At 69.8% G+C, this 16,011-nt stretch carries 14 protein-coding genes; 10 read left to right on the plus strand and 4 right to left on the minus strand.

Features of this window, described 5'->3' with window-relative positions:
- Positions 1-41: 41 nt before the first annotated feature.
- Complete coding sequence (aztA, locus tag ESP51_RS01800; RefSeq protein ID WP_206737158.1) at positions 42-728, minus strand: zinc ABC transporter ATP-binding protein AztA; 687 nt, start codon at positions 726-728, stop codon at positions 42-44.
- 55 nt (positions 729-783) lie between these two features.
- On the opposite strand from aztA, the gene aztB reads away from it, so the two are divergent.
- From aztB to aztD, 4 genes are read left to right on the plus strand one after another with little or no spacing between them, the layout of a single operon-like run.
- Entirely contained in the window at positions 784-1,683 is a 900-nt protein-coding gene (gene aztB, locus ESP51_RS01805; RefSeq protein WP_129519170.1) for a zinc ABC transporter permease AztB, read from the plus strand.
- A gap of 29 nt (positions 1,684-1,712) precedes the next feature.
- On the plus strand, positions 1,713-2,954 hold the full coding sequence (locus tag ESP51_RS20470; RefSeq protein ID WP_164990353.1) for an ABC transporter: 1,242 nt from the start codon (positions 1,713-1,715) through the stop codon (positions 2,952-2,954).
- On the plus strand, positions 2,951-3,889 hold the full coding sequence (aztC, locus tag ESP51_RS01815) for a zinc ABC transporter substrate-binding protein AztC (RefSeq protein WP_129519171.1): 939 nt from the start codon (positions 2,951-2,953) through the stop codon (positions 3,887-3,889). Before ESP51_RS20470 ends, aztC begins: the two co-directional genes overlap by 4 nt.
- A 26-nt stretch (positions 3,890-3,915) precedes the next feature.
- Positions 3,916-5,160, plus strand: a complete 1,245-nt coding sequence (gene aztD / locus ESP51_RS01820) for a zinc metallochaperone AztD (RefSeq protein ID WP_129519172.1) — start codon at positions 3,916-3,918, stop codon at positions 5,158-5,160.
- Positions 5,161-5,264: 104 nt separating this feature from the next.
- On the opposite strand, the gene ESP51_RS01825 is transcribed toward aztD, so the two are convergent.
- On the minus strand, positions 5,265-5,702 hold the full coding sequence (locus tag ESP51_RS01825; protein ID WP_129519173.1) for a hypothetical protein: 438 nt from the start codon (positions 5,700-5,702) through the stop codon (positions 5,265-5,267).
- Between the two features lie 105 nt (positions 5,703-5,807).
- Between ESP51_RS01825 and ESP51_RS01830 the strand changes: the two genes are divergently transcribed.
- The 4 genes from ESP51_RS01830 to ESP51_RS01845 all read left to right on the plus strand — a co-directional run bounded on the left by ESP51_RS01830 (position 5,808) and on the right by ESP51_RS01845 (position 8,718).
- Complete coding sequence (locus ESP51_RS01830; protein WP_129519174.1) at positions 5,808-6,584, plus strand: alpha/beta fold hydrolase; 777 nt, start codon at positions 5,808-5,810, stop codon at positions 6,582-6,584.
- A 68-nt stretch (positions 6,585-6,652) separates the two neighbouring features.
- On the plus strand, positions 6,653-7,537 hold the full coding sequence (locus tag ESP51_RS01835; RefSeq protein WP_129519175.1) for an LLM class flavin-dependent oxidoreductase: 885 nt from the start codon (positions 6,653-6,655) through the stop codon (positions 7,535-7,537).
- 12 nt (positions 7,538-7,549) lie between these two features.
- Entirely contained in the window at positions 7,550-8,287 is a 738-nt protein-coding gene (locus tag ESP51_RS01840) for an SDR family NAD(P)-dependent oxidoreductase (RefSeq protein WP_129519176.1), read from the plus strand.
- A 62-nt stretch (positions 8,288-8,349) separates the two neighbouring features.
- Positions 8,350-8,718 carry a PLD nuclease N-terminal domain-containing protein gene (locus ESP51_RS01845; protein ID WP_129519177.1) on the plus strand — a complete coding sequence of 123 codons (369 nt, stop codon included), beginning with the start codon at positions 8,350-8,352 and terminating at the stop codon, positions 8,716-8,718.
- Positions 8,719-8,733: 15 nt separating this feature from the next.
- On the opposite strand, the gene ESP51_RS01850 is transcribed toward ESP51_RS01845, so the two are convergent.
- Positions 8,734-9,021: a DUF1905 domain-containing protein gene (locus ESP51_RS01850; protein WP_129519178.1), complete on the minus strand. Its 288-nt coding sequence runs from the start codon at positions 9,019-9,021 to the stop codon at positions 8,734-8,736.
- A 118-nt stretch (positions 9,022-9,139) separates the two neighbouring features.
- On the minus strand, positions 9,140-12,127 hold the full coding sequence (locus tag ESP51_RS01855; protein ID WP_206737159.1) for a carbohydrate-binding protein: 2,988 nt from the start codon (positions 12,125-12,127) through the stop codon (positions 9,140-9,142).
- Positions 12,128-12,468: 341 nt separating this feature from the next.
- Here ESP51_RS01855 and ESP51_RS01860 point away from each other — a divergent pair, with 341 nt between their 5' ends.
- Both ESP51_RS01860 and ESP51_RS01865 read left to right on the plus strand, forming a co-directional pair.
- The gene (locus ESP51_RS01860) at positions 12,469-14,622 is read left to right on the plus strand and encodes a glycoside hydrolase family 36 protein (protein WP_241842924.1); all 2,154 of its coding nucleotides are present in this window, start codon (positions 12,469-12,471) and stop codon (positions 14,620-14,622) included.
- Positions 14,623-14,697: 75 nt separating this feature from the next.
- Entirely contained in the window at positions 14,698-16,011 is a 1,314-nt protein-coding gene (locus ESP51_RS01865) for an ABC transporter substrate-binding protein (RefSeq protein WP_129519180.1), read from the plus strand.

Consider the following 16,011-nt stretch of genomic DNA (forward strand, 5'->3'; position numbering starts at 1 on the left):
GGGAAGCGAGCTTCGAACTCAGGCAACGACCACGCCGTCGGTCAGTGATCGCCCTCGGGCGGCGCAAGGCGCACGATCGACCCCGCAGGGGGCAGTGCGTCGAGGTCGTGGGTGACGGCGACGACCGCGGTGCCGGCAGCGGTCGCGCACGAGATCGCGTCGGCGACGGCGTCGCGGGCGGATGCGTCGAGCGACGCCATCGGCTCGTCGAGCAGCAGGAGTCGCGCCTGCTGGGCGAGGCCCTGCGCGATGAGGGCTCGCTGGCGCTGGCCTCCCGACAACTCGGCGACGGGGCGGCGGTGCAGCGGGGCCATGCCGACCGTGTCGAGCGCGTCGGCGACGATCGCGCGGTCGGCGCGGGAGAGCGGCCGCCAGAACCCGGCGTGCTGCCAGCGGCCCATCGCCACGAGCTCGCCGACCGTGATCGGCAGACGGTCGGAGAGCGCCGTCCGCTGCGGGACGAACGCGATCGATGCGGCATCCGCATGCTCCACGCGCCCCGCGTGCGGTTGCAGGAGACCGGCGAGTACTGCGAGCAGCGTCGACTTGCCGGCGCCGTTCGGGCCGACGATCGCGGTCATCTCACCAGGGAGCGCCACAAGGTCGACGCCGCGCAGCACGGGCCGGCCGCCGAGGTCGACATGTACCCCGGCGGCCCGCACCGCGGGCGATGCGGGAGCAGCAGCGGGGCGATCGGAACGGGAGGAAGCAGTGGGCGCAACGGGCACGCACGTTACTATAGCGAATGATAATCGTTCTCAATTAGTGCTACGGTGACTCTTCGTGACCCTGCTCCTCGACCCGTTCGCCACGGCGTTCATGCTGCGCGCGCTCGCCGCCGGCGTCCTCGTCGCTGTCATGTGCGCGATCGTCGGCACCTGGGTCGTGGCGCGGGGCATGGCGTTCCTCGGCGAGGCGATGGCGCACGGCGTACTGCCCGGAGTGGCCGTCGCGTCGCTGATCGGCGCACCCACGCTCGTCGGTGCCGCCGTGAGCGCTGCGCTCATGTCGGTCGGCGTGAGCGTCGTGCAGCGCCGCTGGCGGCTCTCGGCCGACACGAGCATCGGCCTGCTCTTCGTCGCGAGCCTCGCACTCGGCGTCGTCATCATCTCGGGGTCGCGTACTTTCGCGACGGATGCCACGGCCATCCTCTTCGGCGACATCCTCGCCGTGCGACCTGAGCAGCTCGCTGCGCTCGCCATCGCGGCGGTCCTCACCGCCGTCGCGGCGCTCATGTGGCATCGCGCCTTCGTGGCGCTCGCCGTGGATTCCAGGCAGGCGCAGGTGCTCGGCCTCCGGCCGCGCCTCGCACACGCGGTGCTCGTCGGACTCGTGGCGCTCGCCGTGATCTCGGCGTACCAGGCGGTCGGGTCGCTGCTGGTCGTCGGCATGCTGCTCGGGCCGGCCGTCGCCGCCGGACGCTGGACCCATCGCATCCCGACCACCATGGCCCTCGGCGCCGCCATCGGCGCGGTGAGCGTCTGGGTCGGCCTCCTCATCTCCTGGTATGCAGGCAGCGCGGCGGGGGCGACCGTCGCCCTCACCGCAGTCGTCTCGGCTGCCGTCTCCACGGGCGTCCGCGCCGTCGTCGATGCCGTGCGGTCGAGGGGGCGTGGGCCGGCCAGGCCCGGGCCGGCCGGGCCCGCCGCCACGACGACGACCCCCGCGCCCGTCTCCGCCTGACCTCCCAGCACCACACCCGAAAGGATTCCGTGTTCTCTCGCACCACCCTGCCGCCGATCACGGCCATCGCCCTCGCGTTCACGCTCACCGCGTGCGCCGCTGCCGGCGGCTCGTCGGACGCCGCGGGCGACGACTCCGCCCTCGGCGATGGCCACGGCGCCATCGCCGGCGCCCAGGAGATGCCCGAACCGCAGCTGCACCTGCTCAGCCTCGACGAGACCGGCACCGTGTCGCACCTCGACCTGCTCGACGAGTCCGTCGACGAGCTCGGCACGGTCGACGGCGTCGCCGACGTCGCGACCGAGGGCCGCTACGGCTACCTCGTGCGCCCCGACGCGGGCGCCGTCACCGTCGTCGACAGCGGCGTGTGGACGTGGAGCCACATCGACCACTTCCACTACTACCGCGGCGAGGCATCCGTGCTCGGCGACGTCAAGGGCAGCGGCCCCGCAACCGTCGCGGCGAACGGCGCCGGCGCCGGGCTCTTCTTCGCCGAGACGGGCGAGGCCATCGTGCTCGACGCCGCGACCCTCGCCGACGCCAGCCTCGACGAGCGCGTGCACGTCTCGGTCGAACCGCACGACGGGTTCATCGTGCCCGTGGGCAGCAGCGCGCTCGTGACCGAGCCCGGGGCCGACGGCGCTCCTGCGAGCGTGCGGGTCGTCGACGGCGACGGGAAGCTCGGCGAGACGGTCGAGTGTGCGAATGCCGCCGGCACGATCGCGACCGTCGTCGGTGTGGTCGTCGGATGCCGCGACGGCGCACTCCTCGCGACGATCGGCGACGCCGGCGTCGTCGAGATCGAGCGCATCCCGTATCCCGCCGATGCCGGCGCCCCGCCGGCGACGGAGTTCAGGGCCCGGGAGGGCCGGCCGACGGTCGCGGCGGTCGCCGGGGCATCCGGAATCTGGCTCCTCGACACGCGCAAGCGCACCTGGGCGCTCGTCGACGCGGGCACGCCCATCGTCCAGGCCAGCGCCGTCGACGACAACGACGAGCACGTGCTCGCCCTCGCCGCCGACGGACGCGTGCTCGTGTTGTCGGGTGCCACGGGGGAGCTGCTCGCCGCGAGCGAGCCGATCGTCGTCGCCTCGGTCGCCGACCCCGAACTCGTCACGGGCATCGAACTCATCGCCGACCAGCACCGCGCCTACCTCAACGGGCCCGTCGAGCGGCGGCTGTACGAGATCGACTTCGCGGATGCCGCGCGCATCGCCCGCACCTTCGACACCGCGGCCGAGCCGCGCTTCACGGTGGAGACGGGCCGATGAGGCGGGCAACGGGCTTTGCCGCCGTCGCTGCCATCGTCGCAACCGCAGGGCTCCTGACGGGGTGCGCACCGTCGATCGCGGCCGACCGCCCGCTCGTCGTCGTCACGACGAACATCCTCGGCGATGTCGTCGGCGAGCTCGTCGGCGACGAGGCCGAGGTCCTCGTGCTGATGCCGCCGGGCGCCGATCCGCACTCGTTCGAGATCTCCGCGCAGACCGCCGCGCGCCTGCGTGATGCGGAGCTCATCGTCGCCAACGGCATCGGCCTCGAAGAAGGACTCGCGGGCCACGTCGAGTCGGCCGAGGCCGACGGGGTGCCCGTGTTCCTCGCCGGCGACCACCTCGAGGTGCTCGCCTACGCCGAGGGCGACGCCGAGGGCACGCCCGACCCGCACTTCTGGACCGACCCGGCCCGCATGGTCGACGTCGTGACGGCGCTCGGTGAAGAGCTCCCGGCAGAGCTCGCAGATTCCGATTCCGCCTCCGTCGACGTCGACCGCATCGCGGCGAACACCGAGGCGTACCTCGCCGAGCTCGACGAGCTCGACCGCGAGATGACGGCGACGTTCACCGCCATCCCCGAAGCGCGCCGGGCGCTCGTCACCAACCACCACGTGTTCGGCTACCTCGCCGACCGATTCGGGTTCCGCATCATCGGCGCGGTCATCCCGAGCGGCACGACCCTCGCTGCGCCGAGCGCGAGCGACCTGCGTGAGCTCGTCGCCGCGATCGATGAGGCGGGCGTGCCGACCATCTTCGCCGAGTCCTCCCAGTCCGATCGCCTCGTGCAGGTGCTCGCCGAGGGGGCCGACCGCGACGTCGACGTCGTCGAGCTCGTCACCGAGTCGCTCACGCCCCCGGGCGGCGACGCCGAGACGTACCTCGACATGATGCGCGTCAACACCGCGCGCATCGCCACCGGGCTCTCCACGTGAGGCCCACGACCCTGGAAAGGGAACCCATGAAGGTCCTGCCCGCACATCGCGGCGCGCTCGTCGCGTCGCTCGCCGTGGCGGCGCTTGCGCTCACCGGCTGCGCCACCGCGGCATCCGGAGACGAAGCGGCATCCGCCGGCGACTCCACCGCATCGACCGAGCCCACCTCGCGCGTCGCGCTCGCCTACGAGGGCGGCGTGTACGTGCTCGACGGCACGACGCTCGAGGTCGTCGACGAGTTCGACACCGAGGAGTTCACGCGCCTCAACGCGGCCGGCGACGGTCGTCACCTCTTCCTCTCGACGTCGCAGGGCTTCCAGCTGCTCGACGCGGGCACGTGGTCGGATGCCTCGGGCGAGGCGCACACCGCCGAGCCCGAGCTCACCGACCTCCTCGTCGAGGCCGGCGCCGCCGGCCACGTCGTGCGCCACGGCGGACGCACCGTGCTCTACGACGACACGACGAGCGACACCACGATCTTCGACACCGCCGAGCTGCTCGAGGCCGACGACGCGCTGCCCGAGGCCGAGGTCGTGCCCGGCACCGAGGCGCACCACGGGGTCTCGATCGTGCTCGAGGACGGCACGCTGCTCACGACCGTCGGCAACGCCGACGGCCGCACGGGCATCAGCGTGATCGACGACGACGGCAACGAGGTCGCGTCGAGCGCCGAATGCCCCGGCGTGCACGGCGAAGGCGCGCTGAAGGGCGAGATCGTCGTCTTCGGGTGCGAGGACGGCGTGCTCGTCTACGACGACGGCGAGATCGTGAAGCTCGACGCACCCGACGAGTTCGGCCGCATCGGCAACGCGTACGTGTCGGAGACGAGCCCGATCATGGTCAGCGACTACAAGGACGACCCCGACGCCGAGGGCTACCTGCTGCACGCGGTGGGGCTCGTCGACAGCGAGGCGCGCACGCTCGAGGTCGTGCGCCTGCCCGAGGGCGTCGAGTACACGTGGCGCGGCATCGCCCGCGGCCCGAACGACCAGGCGTTCATCCTCTCGGCCGACGGCGCCGTGCACGTGCTCGACCCCGAGACCGGCGAGATCACCGACTCGTGGGAGGTCATCGCGCCGTGGGAGAGCCCCGCCGAGTGGCAGCAGCCGCACCCCGCGATCGTCGTGAACGGCGACGTCGCGTACGTCACCGAGCCGGCGGCGAACGCCATCCACGTGCTCGACCTGACGACGGGCGAGATCATCACGACGGCCGAGCTCGAGCACACGCCGAACGAGATCGCCGTCGCCACCGGCGCACCGGTCGAGTAGTCGCGGCGGCGGAGCACGACGCGCCGCGAAGCAGCGAACGCCCGGTCCTCGAACGAGGGCCGGGCGTTCGCCGATGTACGGGACGGCAGTGCGGAATCAGGTGTCTACGCGGCGTCGCCGTGCCCGAGCGACAGCCGGATCGACGAGTGCAGGTACGCGGCGGCGATCAGGCCGTTGCAGGCGAGTGCGATGACGGCCGGCCAGAGATCGCCCGTCTCGGCGAGAGCCGCTGCGCCGACCGTGAGGATCGCGTACGCCTGCGTGCCGGCATTGAGCACGAAGATCGCCCCGAGCACGTAGCCCATGAGGGGAAGGGCCGTCATCCGCCACCAGACCCGCGGCGGCCCGACGGCCTCATCCTCACCCCGGAACCACCGCGTGCCCGCAACGACGACGATCACCCAGGCGAGCGAGGCCGCCACGAGTCCGCTCGGTGGCCGGAACACCGCATTCGCGGCGAGCCCGACGAGAATCACCGATGCGACCGCAGCGGTGACGAACACGGCCTTCGCGCCGACCCGCGTGATCCGGATGCGGGGCATCGATGACTCCGTTCTCATGAGCTTCGGGAAGAATCCCATGTGACCACTCTGCCGCGGTTCCGCGTTCGATCGCCGTTGCGGCATGGTGGAGTCATCGTTCGACGAATGGAGAGCCCAGTGATGGCGGATGCCTCGACGACACCGATCGTGCTCGTGCACGGTTGGGCCGGCTCGGCCGAGGCGTGGCATCCGATCGTGTCCCGGCTTCGTGCGAACGCCCGTGGTCCGGTCGCGGCGGTGCGGCTTCCCGGCTCGCCCGGAGCGCCCGACGGCGGCACGCCCACGATCCCGGATGCGGCGGCGATGCTCGCCGAGACGCTCCGCGCGCAGGCCGGACCGGCGTTGCTCGTGGGGCATTCGATGGGGGCCCAGGTGACGCTCCTCGCCCACGTGATGGCGCCGGAGTCGGTGCTCGGCGAGGTCGTGATCGACCCGGCCTACGGCGCCTCGAACACCGCTCACGTCGAGATGCAGGAGTGGGCCTCGCGCATCGAGACGCAGGGTCACGCCGCCACGTACGACTTCTTCGCCTCCGCTGCCGAGAGCATGCCGCCCGAAGTCGGCGATCTCCTGCTCGCCGATCACAGTGCCACCGACCCCGCGGTCATCGCGCGGTACCTGCGGTCGGAGTACCTCGACTCCGGGGCCATCGGATTCATGCCCGCCACGCAGCGCGCGGCTGCGCGGCGGACCAAGCCGGTGCTCGCGATCCACTCGACCGAGCTGGGCGCATCGCGGGAGGGCATGCTCCCCGCGCCGCCCGGATCGCGCATCGAGACGTGGAGTGGACACGGGCACTTCCTGCACCTCGAGGCACCAGATCGATTCGTCGAGACCGTCGGCGCCTGGCGCCGCTCGCTCGAGCCCTCGGTGGTTGAGTAGGCCGCGAAGCAGCCGTATCGAAACCACCCACCCTCGCCCACGTCAGTGGCTCGTGCCACCATGGTCGAATGCAACGCATCGGAGCGATCTTCCAGCCCGGATTCCCACCAGAGCGGCTGCGGCCCACGGTCGAGGCAGCCGAAGAGGCGGGCGTCCCCGAGCTGTGGCTCTGGGAAGACTGCTTCCAGCAGTCCGCGTTCGGCACGGCGGCCGCGGCGCTTGCGTGGACCGAGAGGCTGAAGGTGGGAATCGGCGTCGCCCCGATGCCGCTTCGGAATGTCGCCGTCACCGCCATGGAGATCGCGTCGATCGCGCGACTGTTCCCCGATCGTCTCCTGCCCGGCGTCGGGCACGGCGTGCAGCGATGGATGGGGCAGACCGGCACCCGGGTGGCCTCACCGCTCACCCTCATGCGCGAATACGTTCCGGCGCTGCGGCAGTTGCTCGCCGGTGAAGAGGTCACGACGAGCGGCCGGTACGTCACGCTCGACGGGGTTCGACTCGACTGGCCGCCTGCGGCGTTGCCATTGGTGTACGCAGCCGGTGAGGGGCCGAAGACGCTCCGGCTCACCGGCGAAACGGCCGACGGCACGGTGCTCAGCGCCGGCGCTTCGGTCGAACGCGTGGCGGAGGCCGTCTCGATGATCGCCGACGGGCGCGCCGCCGCCGGCCGCGATGGGCGCAACGAGCTCGTGGTCTATGTTGTCGCGGGCTTCGGTGGCCGCGAGGCTCGCGAACGGGTGAACGGCGACCTTGCGCGCTGGAATCTGCCCGTCGATGCGGGGCTCGCGGCGGTCGGCGACGCCTCCGAGGTCGCCGAGGCGGCCGAGCGGTACTTCGCAGCCGGCGCCGACGTCGTCGTGCTGCAGTCGACCTCAGACGAACCCGACCTCGAGGGCTTCATGCGTGACGTCGGTGAGGTCTCCCGGCAGCTGGCACCGGTGCAGGTGTAGACAGGGGCAGAGATGGCGGTCTCGTATGTCGTCACCGGCGGACTCGGGGGAGTGGGCCGCGCGATCGTCGATCGCCTCGCCGAGGCCGGGCACGTCGTCATCATCGACACGGGCATGGCGACGCACCTCCCCGAGAGCGTGCAGCTCGTATCCGGAAGCGCTGCCGATCCCGAGGTCGCGGCGGAGGCCGCTCGCAGAGCGGAAGACGCCGGCGATCTCGTCGGCTGGGTGAACAACGCCGCGATCTTCCGCGACGCCGGCCTGCTGAACGCCGACGCCCGCGACATCCTCGAGCTCATCACCGCCAATCTCGCGATGGCGGTCACCGGATGTCACGCCGCCGTTCGTCACTTCGTCGAGCATCGCCGCAACGGGGCGATCGTGAACGTGTCGTCGCATCAGGCGCAGCGACCGGTGCGCGGAGCACTGCCGTACGCGACGGCCAAGGCCGCGATCGAGGGACTCACGAGGGCGGTCGCCGTCGACCACGGCCCGGCCGGCATCCGCGCCAATGTCGTCGCGCTCGGCTCGATCGCCACCGAGCGCTACGAGTCGCTTCGGGCGGCGCATCCCGAGGTCGATGCCCAGATGGCGTCGCTCCATCCGCTCGGGCGCGTCGGCAGCGTGCGCGAGGTCGCCGACGTGGTCGCGTTCCTGCTCTCAGGCGCCGCCGGGTTCGTGAACGGCGCCGTCATTCCCGTCGACGGCGGACGCTCGGTGCTGGGCCCCGACCCCGAGGCGATCTCCTGACCGTATGCACCCCGGCGAATATTCCTCACCGAGAGTCGGTGTTGCGCCTTAGGCTGGCGATCATGGCCGTCATCTTTCCCGCCATCGTGCTTGCCGCCATGGTGTTCGCACTCGTCGACATCATCATGCGCGACGACTGGCAGGTGAAACACCTGCCGAAGTTCGGCTGGGTGATCCTCGTCGTGCTGCTGCCGCTCATCGGCACGCTGCTGTGGTTCACCATCGGGCGGGAGTATTCGGGCGCGTCTCCGCTTCAGGGGCTCGGCTCGCTGCGCCAATCTCGCGCCCAGCCGAGCTCCCCGCTGCCGAGCGCCGACACCAGCTCGACCGAGCAACAGCTCGCCGACCTCGATCGCGAGATCGAGTACTACCGGCGGCGCGCCGAGCTCGAGCGACTCAAGCGGGAAGCCGACGGCGATTCGACCCCCTGATCGACGGGCTCCGACTCAGGCGCGCACGGTGAGCCGCACGTCGACGATGTCTCCCACGTCGAGTGACTCGGCCTTCCGCACCCACGTCTTCACCGGAACGATGTACCCGCCGTTCTTCGGCCAGAGTGACGTCTCCCACGCGCTGTCTCCGATGCGCACCGCGACGGGGACCATTCCCCACCCGTAGGTGACCATCGCGGAGATCGACTCGAGCAGCTCCGACTCCTCATCGGGCACGGTGACGAAATGCCAGGGCGCCGGACCTCTCCAGAACCACAGCTCGCCGCTGAACGCCAGCTCCATCCGCTCATGATACGGCGGCGGTGCCTGCGCTGTCCCGTCGGGCCCGCGACATCCGCTCGCTCCAACGCAGAATGCCCGGCCCCCGTTTCCGAGAGCCGGGCATTCGTACGGAGTGCCGCTACTTCTTCTTCGGCTTGATGCGCAGGTCGTCCCAGCCCACGAGCGTGCCGTCAGCGGTGTAGACCCCGATCTTGTGCTCGCCCACGGCATCGGGCGGAAGGGTGACCGAGATCTTTCCCTCGGCGTCGACCGTGTGGTCGCCGAGTGAGACGGGCGTCGAGAACAAGTACGCGGCGACACCCACGCCGACGTACTCGGCGGGCAGGGTGACCTTGACCGTCGACCCCGGCGCGACGGTGCCGGGCACTGTGACGCCAGCCCGGCTTGCTTCCGTCAGGCTCGCGTCCGACGGAAGGGTCGAGACGGTCGTCGGCTCACCCAGCAGCACCGGCGCGATCGTGATCTTGTCGACGTCGGGGGCGTAGGCGGTCGGGTTTCCGAACGTCAGCGCTCCATCGGCGGTAGTGAGGGTGATCGGGATGGTGCGCTCCCAGAAGCTGTCCCACGCGTACGTGTAGCGGAAATACTTCGCGGCAGCCGTCTCGGGCGAACCCTCCTCGGTCACGACGAGCCGGCGGTCGACGACCTGCGGGTTGTAGTCGTGGCGACCCGACAGCTCGGCGTTGGCGTAGTGCACCACGATGTCGTACTCGCCGGGAGCAGCGAAGGCCGCCTGACGGTCGACGCGCAGGGTGTTGCCCGCGCCGTTGCCGAGATAGCCGACCTTGGCCGAACCCGACGCGTTCGTGCCACTGCTCGGGCTGAGCTGGAACACGGATGCCGCGCCGGCGAGCGTCGCGCTCTCGGCCTCGATCGTCGTGGCCGAAGCATCGCCTTCAGCGGCGCGCACGGTCGTCAGCTGCTTGAGCAGCACGCCCTCGGGGGAGCGCAACTCGATCTCGTTGATGCCCTGCGAGAGGTGCAGACGCGCGGTCGAGCGCCAGGCACCGGATGCCTCGGCCTCGAGTACCGCGACCGAGCGACCGTTGACCGACACGTCGATCGTCGAAGCGCCTTCGGTCGCGTAGTCGAGCGTGACGTCGTGGTAGCCCGATTCCCACGCATTCGCGTAGACGTCGGCGCGCTGCTCGCCCGAGAGCGATGCGAAGCCACGGGTCGTGAGGGATCCGTCGTAGCGCACGCCCGCCCCGCCGTCGTAGCGCAGCGTGCTGGCCGGGTAGACCGTCGGCTCGCCGTCGGTGACATCCGTGAGCACGAACTTGTCGAGCGTGATGTCGGAGTTCGGCAGGCGGTTGACGCTGTCTTGGCTCGCGCGCAGCGAGAGCACGTGCGTGCCGGCCGTGAGCTCGACGACGACCTCGGCGCTGCCGCGGTACTGCCAGCGGCTCGTGTCGTTGAGCGCGAGGTCGGCCGTGTACTGCACGAGCTGGTTGTGCGCACCGTCGACGAAGAGAGCATGGCGGCCCGGGGTTCCCGGAGCGCCGCCGATCACCTGGAACCGATAGCGGCCGTCACGCGGCACCTCGACGGTCCAGTCGGCCTTCGAGCCCGCCTGGTTGAACGAACCGACATCGTGGCCGCCCGAGGCGAGGAACTTCCAGCCGCCGTTCGCGGTGGGGCTCTGCGCATAGACGGTCGCCGCCGTGAGCGCGGCGTTCTCCGCCTCGATGCTCGAGCTCCACACCGCGTCGACCGCGATGGCACGGCTCTGCTCGGGGGTGATGACCACTTGGTAGGCCGCGTACCGGTCGTACGTGGGAACCGCGAGGTCGAGGGAGCCCGCGTCGACGGCGACGCCGTCGAGTGCCGCGATCACACGGGGGGTTCCCGCGAGACCCTCGGCGCCCGTGAGGGTGATCTCGCGCACCTCGACGTCGACGCGATCGCCGAACACTGCGGGGTCGAGACCGGTCAGGTCGAGGGTGACATCGTTCTCGGTGCCGCCGTAGAGCACCGTGGCCCGCTTGTTCGCGGTGTCGATCGCGCCGATGCCCTGCAGGGTGTCGGCCACGTTGAGCGCGGGCGGCGTGACCGCGACGGTCTCACTGCCGGCGAGGTCGCCGTACCACTTGAACATCCACCATCCGCCGTTCGCGGCGTTGGTGCGTGCGCTGTTGTCGGAGAAATTGCCCGCGTAGTTCCAGTAGGCCGTCTGCGCGTCGACCTTGGCGTCTTCGAACATCGAGAACCACTGGATGAGCTGGCCGGGAACGCCCATGTCGCGCAGCATCCCGTACTCGGTGATGTTGACGGGCAGGGGATCGATGCCGCGCGCCGCTTCCATCGCGCGGTACTCCGCGAGGTGTGAGCGGAAGGTCGCGAGGTTCTCGATGCCGAGCTCGTGCCAGATGAAGATGTCGGGCATCACGTCGTTCGCGAGCGCGTAGTCGAGGTAGTCGGCCGAGCGCTGGGCCCGCCAGCCGGCGTCGCCCGGGCCGCCGATCACCGGCGCGTCGAGCCCGTTGCGTGCATAGACCTCGCGGATCTTGTCGACGGTGGCCTTCCAGTCGCCGAGGAACGTGTCTTTCAGCGCGTCCCAGTTGTTGTACCAGTTGCCGGCATCAGCCTCGTTGAAGGGGATGAACACGTAGTCCTGCGGATGCGACGACTGCGTCGCGACCGCCTCGGTGACGAACTCGACGATCTCGAGGTAGTCCCAGATGCCGTTCGGCACCGAGGTGTACGAGCCGTCGGCCTGGTTGTAAGTGCGTGCGTCGCCTGGCCGAACTCCGCCGTTGTAGGCCCAGTCGGGGTAGTAGTCCTGGATATAGACGTACAGCTGGTCGCCGTGCTTGTCGAAGAATCCGTCTTCGATCTTCAAAGCGTCGCCGCTCGGATGCTGCGTTCCGTACGGCGCCTTCTGCGACGAGTTCGTGATGTGCGCCCCGTTGATCAGCGCACGTGTGGGGGTGTCGTCGTCGCCGAACCCGTAGAGGGTTCCCGTGGCCCCGCCGCGGAACTCGCCGGTGCGGTCTGAGAAGTCGACGGCCAGCACATCGGTGCCCTCCGCCGCGGTTGCAGTAGTGGCCGCCAGTGGCACGACCAGGCCTCCGATCATCAGTGCGGTGGCTGCGGTGGCAGCCACGCTTCTGCGGGCATTCTTCATTGAATCGCTCTCCTGTCGTCAGTGCCAAGCGGCGCGCCCGACCGCCACACGGTCGAGGCGCGCACAGATCCGCAGTCACCACGACGTTCGCGGCCGGGGCGAATCGGTGTTCATGATACCGCTTTCAAGCAATGCCACAAGTGGGGCTGTGGAATGCGGTACCGAGACAATGCGTCCGCAGAGTCGCGCCGAAGTAGTGCGTTTGATAACGGTTTCAGATCGGACTTGTGGAAATCTGAAATCGCTATCATACTGATCGAGCCGCTACCCGACCCGGCCCAGAAAGACCCGACACCTCCGCGACGATGGGGAACCCTCGAATGAACTCACTGCACTGGGGAGACGAATCCCTTGCGATCGAACTCGCATGGGACGACGCCTCTGCCGTGGGTGTCCGCAGCATCCGATCCGGCGGGGCGCACGTCGCCGTGACCGACGTGGTGCCCCTCGTCGAGATCCTCACCGTGGGTGCCGGGCATGAGCCGGCCTCCGATCGCCTCGACCACACGCAGATCGGGCGTTCGCTCCGGTACGTCGCGCACGTCGCCGAGAGCGACGCCACGCGTGCCCGCCTCCGAATCACCCAGCTCGACACGGCGCGCGGCATCGAGGCGACCATCACGCTCGAGTCGCCGAACGGTTCCGGATGCATCCGCGCCGAGGTCGAGGTCGTGAACGTCGGCCGATCGACGGCGGTGCTGCGATCGGTCACGAGCTGGAGCTCGGGCTTCGGCGACACGGTGGAAGACCGCGTCGAGGCATCCGTCGACGTCATCGAACCGACCGGCGCCGCAGGGCCCGCCGATCGCTCGGGCTTCGAGTCGTGGTCGCTCGTGAGCGGCACCGGCGAGTGGCTCGGCGAGAACCGCTGGAGCCGCCGCGGCATGCGCGAGGCGGGCATCGCGGCGATCCGCGAAGACCTCACCGGGCACGACCGGCGCTCGAGCCTCGGCGCGGTCTCGTACGGCACGTGGTCCACCGGCGGCGCGCTTCCCGTCGCCGGCGTCGAGTCGACCGAGATCGGGGCCGCCTGGCTCTGGCAGATCGAGCACAACGGCGGATGGCGCTGGGAGATCGGCGAGAACCAGAGCGGGGGAGTCTTCTCCCTCTCGGGCCCCACCGACCGCGACCACTCGTTCACGCTCGCGCTCGCGCCCGGCGAGCGGTTCACCACGGTGCCGGTCACGGTGGCGTTCGCGTCGACCTTCACGGCTGCGCTCGAGAACCTCACGGGCTACCGTCGCGGCGCGCGACTGCCGCACCTCGACAACGAATGGCTGTCGGTCGTGTTCAACGACTACATGAACACGCTGAACGGCGACCCGACCACCGAACGGCTGCTCCCGCTCATCGACGCCGCGGCCGAGGTGGGCGCCGAGATCTTCTGCATCGACGCCGGGTGGTACGACGACAGCGGGTCGTGGTGGGGCAGCGTCGGCGAGTGGCAGCCGTCGACCGTGCGCTTCCCCGCCGGGCTCGACGAGGTCATCGAGCACATCCGCAGCCGGGGCATGACTCCCGGGCTGTGGCTCGAACCCGAGGTCGTCGGTGTGCGCAGCCCGCTCGTCGACCGCTTGCCCGACGAGGCGTTCCTGCAGCGATTCGGCGAGCGCGTCGAAGAGCACGATCGCTATCACCTCGATCTGCGGCATCCGGCCGTCATCGAACACCTCGACGCCGTCGTCGACCGGCTCGTCGACGACTTCGGCATCGGCTTCTTCAAGTTCGATTACAACATCAATCCCGGCGCCGGAACCGACCTCGAGGCCGACAGCCCCGGGCACGGACTGCTGCTGCACAACCGCGCGCACCTCGCGTGGCTCGACTCGGTGCTCGGGCGCCATCCCGAGCTCATCATCGAGAACTGCTCCTCGGGCGCGATGCGCATGGACTTCGCGATGCTCTCGCGGCTCCAGATGCAGTCGACCTCCGACCAGCAGGACTTCCGCCTGTACCCGCCGATCGCTGCTGCGGCGCCGGTGTCGATGCTGCCCGAGCAGGCCGCGAGCTGGGCGTATCCCCAGCCCGAGATGACCGAGGAGGAGGTCGCGTTCTGCCTCGTGACCGGCCTGCTCGGCCGCTACTACCTCTCGGGCTACCTGAACCGGATGACTGCGGGCCAGCGCGCCCTCGTGCGCGAAGCGGTCGCCGCGGCCAAGCAGCTGCGCGGCGCAATCTCGCGGTCGACGCCGTTCTGGCCGACCGGCCTGCCCAACGGCGACGGTGCGGTCTCGCTCGGTCTCGCCGACGGCCAGACGCTCTACGCCTCGGTCTGGAATCGCGGCGGCAGCGAGCCGATCCGACTCGAACTCCCCAGGCTCCGCGGCCGCGACGTGGTCGTCGACACGGTGTTCCCGCGCGAGCTCGCGGAATGGACGACCCAGTGGAACGGAGAGGAGGGAATTCTCACCGTTCGTGCGGTCGATGCTGAAACATCCGCACGCACCTTCCGGATCACGACCAGCACCTCGTGAACGGATCCCCCCCACCTGCATTGCAGACTGTCAGCGTCGACCGACGATGATGGTCGTCACAGAAAGAGAAGTTCAATGAAGAAAACTCTCATCGGCTTCGCGGCCGTCGCCGCAGCCGCAGCGCTCGTCTTGACCGGATGCAGCGACCCCACGACCGGTGGCGGAGGCTCCGCGCCCGCCGACTGGCCCGCCCAAGACGCCAAGCTCGACGGCGTCGAGCTCACCATCTGGGCCGCACAGAACTCGAACAAGGTGCCCGAGTCGGTCATCAAGGGCTTCGAGAAGCTCACCGGCGCCAAGGTCGACGTCGAGACCATCCCCGACCCCTACGAGCAGGGCGTCCAGACGAAGGTCGCCACAGGTGACAAGCCCGACCTCGCCTTCTGGCAGCCCACCGGATCCCAGCTGACCGCGCTCAATGCCGCCACGAACCTGCAGTCGCTCGACGGCGCGCCGTGGCTCGACGCCACGTCGGAAGACCTGCGCGACATCACCGGCTTCCTCGACGACACCCGCTACGCCGCGCTCATCACCACCCCCGCCGTCGAAGGGGTCTACTACAACAAGAAGGTGTTCGCCGACGCAGGCGTCACCGACCTGCCGACCGACTGGGACTCGTTCATCGAACTCGGTCGTGAGCTCAAGGCCGGCGGAGTCACGCCGTTCTACGAGATGGCCGCCGATCGCTGGAGCACGCAGTGGTGGATCCACGTGCAGCTCGCCGACGCGGCAGCCGACGGACTCTGGGACCGCGTGAACGCCAACGAGGAGAAGTTCACCGACCCCACGATCCTCAGCACGATCGAGACCTACAAGGGCCTCATCGACGAGGGGCTGTTCAACGAGGACATCAAGACGGCGACCTTCGAAGACCAGGGCGACGCGCTGCTCGCCGGCGACGCGGCCATGGTCGTGCAGGTCAACTCGTTCTTCGGCCAGCTGCAGGCCAAGGCCTCGGCGGAAGAGCTCGACGAGAAGATCGGCTTCTTCCCGATCGCCCCGTCGGGCAACATCGGAACCTTCATCCCCGACCAGAGCAACGCGCTCGTCGCCTTCAAGACCGGTGACGCGACCAAGGAGGCGGCTGCCCGTCAGCTCCTCTCCTACTGGCTGGGCGACGGATACCCCGACTTCGTCGAGGCGCAGAACACGGTGTCGCTGCAAGACGGCGTCGAGACGCCCGACACCGTGCCGAGCGCCCTCCTCGCGGTGAGCGACTCGCTCGGCTCAGCGGTCGGATCGATGCAGGTCCACGCGATCGCGAACCCCGACCTGTACATCTTCCTCGCCGACATGATCCAAGGCACGAAGACTCCCCTGGAGGTGGCCGAGGCGACGCAGGAGCACTTCGCCGAGCTCGCCAAGGCTCAGGGCGCAGAAGCCTTCTGA

The sequence above is a fragment of the Agromyces albus genome, from assembly GCF_004134825.1.
In the GTDB taxonomy this organism is placed as follows: Bacteria; Actinomycetota; Actinomycetes; order Actinomycetales; family Microbacteriaceae; genus Agromyces; species Agromyces albus.

Coding starts and splice junctions, on each gene's coding strand:
- ESP51_RS01860 (WP_241842924.1), top strand. CDS start 12,469: ATGAACTCACTGCACTGGGGAGACGAATCCCTTGCGATCGAACTCGCA.
- ESP51_RS01850 (WP_129519178.1), bottom strand. CDS start 9,021: ATGGAGCTGGCGTTCAGCGGCGAGCTGTGGTTCTGGAGAGGTCCGGCG.
- ESP51_RS01825 (WP_129519173.1), bottom strand. CDS start 5,702: ATGCCCCGCATCCGGATCACGCGGGTCGGCGCGAAGGCCGTGTTCGTC.
- aztD (WP_129519172.1), top strand. CDS start 3,916: ATGAAGGTCCTGCCCGCACATCGCGGCGCGCTCGTCGCGTCGCTCGCC.
- ESP51_RS01830 (WP_129519174.1), top strand. CDS start 5,808: ATGGAGAGCCCAGTGATGGCGGATGCCTCGACGACACCGATCGTGCTC.
- ESP51_RS01835 (WP_129519175.1), top strand. CDS start 6,653: ATGCAACGCATCGGAGCGATCTTCCAGCCCGGATTCCCACCAGAGCGG.
- aztC (WP_129519171.1), top strand. CDS start 2,951: ATGAGGCGGGCAACGGGCTTTGCCGCCGTCGCTGCCATCGTCGCAACC.
- ESP51_RS01840 (WP_129519176.1), top strand. CDS start 7,550: ATGGCGGTCTCGTATGTCGTCACCGGCGGACTCGGGGGAGTGGGCCGC.
- ESP51_RS01865 (WP_129519180.1), top strand. CDS start 14,698: ATGAAGAAAACTCTCATCGGCTTCGCGGCCGTCGCCGCAGCCGCAGCG.
- ESP51_RS01845 (WP_129519177.1), top strand. CDS start 8,350: ATGGCCGTCATCTTTCCCGCCATCGTGCTTGCCGCCATGGTGTTCGCA.